This window comes from Amaricoccus sp., from assembly GCF_036846665.1.
Classification (GTDB): domain Bacteria; phylum Pseudomonadota; class Alphaproteobacteria; order Rhodobacterales; family Rhodobacteraceae; genus Amaricoccus.
The window spans coordinates 1-2,716 of the sequence record NZ_DAIUBO010000354.1; the positions used below are offsets into that span (position 1 = coordinate 1).

Below are 2,716 nucleotides of genomic sequence, written 5' to 3' on the forward strand. Positions count from 1 at the left end.
GCGATCAGCGACTTCGGCGATGCGCGGCTCTGGTCCGAGACCACCCGGATCGACCTGCGTGTCGCCGAGGTGGCAAACCCACGCCCCGGCGACCGCATCGAGATCGAAGGCGACGCCTTCCTCATTCAGGGCGAGCCCGTCGGCGACCGCGAGCGGCTGGTCTGGACCGTCGATCTGAGGCCCGCGTGATGGCCATGAAACTGAAGCTCGACATCGATCCCGACATCGTCGCGATGATGGCGGCCGAAGTGGCGGCGGGCGAACGCGCGGTGACGTCCGCCATGCGCGAGTCCGGGACCGGGCTGAAGACGGCCTGGCGCTTCCAGATCACCGGCGCGGGACTCGGCACACGGCTCGCCAACTCGATCCGAAGCCAGAACTTCCCGAGGTCGGGCGAAAGCCTGGACGCGGCAGCTCTCGTCTGGTCCAAGGCGCCAGTGATCGTCGGCGCGCATGACACCGGCCCGCTGATCCGCTCGAAGAACGGGTTCTGGCTGGCGATCCCGCTGCCCGCTGCAGGCAAATCCCTGCGTGGGGGCAGGATCACGCCCGGCGAATGGGAACGGCGACGCGGCCTGCGCCTGCGCTTCGTCTATCGCCAGATGGGCCCCAGCCTGCTGGTAGCGGAGGGACGGCTGAACACGAAGGGTCAGGCGGTAGTGTCGCGCTCCAAGACCGGGCGCGGAAAGGTCACCGCGCCGATCTTCCTGCTCGTGCCGCAGGTCAAGCTGCCGAAGCGGCTGGACTTGGCGCGGGATGCAGACCGGGCGTTGGACAGCGTGCCGGGGCTGATCGTGGCAAATTGGATTGAGGATAGATTGTGATGTCTGCTGTCCGGGCTATTCCGCAGCGCCTTGCGGGTCTCTTTCGCGCGACTCGAGATCGCGCCGCGCCACGGCGAGTATTGATCGGGACAGCTCGTGAAGTTGGTCGGCAGCCAATCGGTTGATCTGCCAGAACAGGCGTCGCTCCAGGACCTTGCCGGGCACAAGCTCGACAAGCTCACCGCGGTCCAGATGGTGCCTCGCGAGCTGGAACGGATTGAGCGCCCATCCCATGCCGGCGAGGCTTCCTTCAAGGAAGCTCTGCGTCGAGGGGAGCCAGTGGGTGGGGAAGGCGAGATCGTGCCCGAAGACCTCTCGAGCCCAGACATTCTGAAGCCGGTCCTTCTGGTTGAAGGTGAGAGCAGGCGCACGCTGGAAAGCCTCCTCCGTGAGACCTTGCGGGAAGTATCGCGCCACGAAGTCAGGACTAGCCGTAGCCAGGTAGCTGAGCGATCCGAGGGGCGTGACCCGACATCCCTGCACGGGTCTTTCCAGCGAGGTAACGGCGGCAAGTACCCGGCCGCGTCGCAGCCAGTCCGCTGTATGGTCCTCGTCGTCGATCGCGACGTTCACGAGGTAGTCGGTGGTCCTCGTGAAGGAGGCGATGGCCTCGAGAAACCAGGTCCCGAGACTGTCGGCGTTCGTGGCCACGTTAACGGTTACCCGCTGAGCGGCTCCTTCGGAGCCGGAGAACTCGGGCAACTGCTCCATGAGGTCCTTCTCGAGCATGCCAACGCGGTCCATGTGCCGGCAAAGCGCGAGGCCCTTGTCCGTGGCCGTGCAGGGCGTGCCTCGTTCGATGAGCACCGCGCCGAGGCGCTCTTCGAGATGCTTGACGCGCTGCGAGATGGCGGACGGCGTCACATGGAGTGATGCCGCAGCCCGTTCGAAACTCCCGGTCCTGACGACCGCGGCAACGGCGCGGAGGGCCGCGTAGTCGATCATGATTCAGTTTTCCTTCATCAGGCTCAGCATCCTTAATTTGTCTAATCCGTCATATCATCGTAGCTCAAGGCGAAACCCTTCGAATGGGACGCCCGCCAATGGACCTCGCCGTTTTCTTCACCGGAATGATGATGAGCCTCAGCCTCATCGTGGCCATCGGAGCGCAGAACGCCTTCGTGCTGCGGCAAGGTTTGCGCGGCGAACATGTCCTCCCCGTCTGTCTGGCCTGCGCGATCTCGGACGCGATCCTCATCACCGTGGGCGTGACCAGCTTCCGTAGCGTCTCGGAGTGGTTGCCCTGGCTCGAGCCTGTGATGCGCTACGGCGGCGCCGCCTTCCTGGTCTGGTATGGCCTGAAGAGCCTTCGCTCGGCGCTACGCTCGAACGAGGCGCTGGCGGCTGATGTCTCGCTGGCGACGACCGATCTTTTCCGCACGCTGGTCGCTTGCCTCGCCATCACCTGGCTGAACCCGCATGTGTATCTCGACACGGTCGTCCTGCTGGGCACCATCTCCACCCAGTTCACGGACAGCCAAGGGTCCTTCGCGATCGGCGCGATCCTCGGATCGTTCGTCTTCTTCTTCGCCCTCGGCTACGGTGCCATCAAACTGCGCCCGGTGTTCGAGCGACCGGCGGCCTGGCGCATTCTCGAAACGCTCATCGCGCTGGTGATGTGGCTTATCGCCTTCAAGTTGCTGGCCGGAACCTGAGAGTATCCTCGATGGAGAACATCAACCATCTGCTCGTCGTCTTCATCGCCTACGTGATTGCGGCCGGAAGCCCCGGTCCGAGCACCCTTCGGATCATGGGTGTGGCGATGAACCATGGTCGGCAGGCCGGGCTGGCGCTGGCCGCGGGCGTCATCTCCGGATCGCTGTTCTGGGGGCTGTCTGCGGCCACTGGTGTTTCCGCGTTGCTCGCGCGCTATGCCGAGGCCCTGATCGTCC

5 protein-coding genes are annotated in these 2,716 nt (G+C 64.8%); 4 read left to right on the forward strand and 1 reads right to left on the reverse strand.

The window, feature by feature from the left end:
• Together V7050_RS20110 and V7050_RS20115 are read left to right on the forward strand one after the other, a co-directional pair.
• Window positions 1–189: head-tail joining protein (locus tag V7050_RS20110; RefSeq protein WP_442885719.1), on the forward strand; the 189-nt coding region annotated here is incomplete at its 5' end.
• A 5-nt stretch (window positions 190–194) separates the two neighbouring features.
• Complete coding sequence (locus tag V7050_RS20115; protein ID WP_324411147.1) at window positions 195–824, forward strand: DUF6441 family protein; 630 nt, start codon at window positions 195–197, stop codon at window positions 822–824.
• Window positions 825–839: 15 nt separating this feature from the next.
• On the opposite strand, the gene V7050_RS20120 is transcribed toward V7050_RS20115, so the two are convergent.
• The gene (locus V7050_RS20120) at window positions 840–1,769 is read right to left on the reverse strand and encodes a LysR family transcriptional regulator ArgP (RefSeq protein WP_324375876.1); all 930 of its coding nucleotides are present in this window, start codon (window positions 1,767–1,769) and stop codon (window positions 840–842) included.
• A 98-nt stretch (window positions 1,770–1,867) separates the two neighbouring features.
• On the opposite strand from V7050_RS20120, the gene V7050_RS20125 reads away from it, so the two are divergent.
• Together V7050_RS20125 and V7050_RS20130 are read left to right on the forward strand one after the other, a co-directional pair.
• Window positions 1,868–2,479, forward strand: a complete 612-nt coding sequence (locus V7050_RS20125) for a LysE/ArgO family amino acid transporter (RefSeq protein ID WP_324375878.1) — start codon at window positions 1,868–1,870, stop codon at window positions 2,477–2,479.
• An 11-nt stretch (window positions 2,480–2,490) separates the two neighbouring features.
• Window positions 2,491–2,716: LysE family transporter (locus V7050_RS20130; protein ID WP_324411145.1), on the forward strand; the 226-nt coding region annotated here is incomplete at its 3' end.

Bases quoted from the DNA above. Each gene is read 5' to 3' on its own strand.
- V7050_RS20125 (WP_324375878.1), top strand. From the start codon at position 1,868: ATGGACCTCGCCGTTTTCTTCACCGGAATGATGATGAGCCTCAGCCTC.
- V7050_RS20120 (WP_324375876.1), bottom strand. From the start codon at position 1,769: ATGATCGACTACGCGGCCCTCCGCGCCGTTGCCGCGGTCGTCAGGACC.
- V7050_RS20115 (WP_324411147.1), top strand. From the start codon at position 195: ATGAAACTGAAGCTCGACATCGATCCCGACATCGTCGCGATGATGGCG.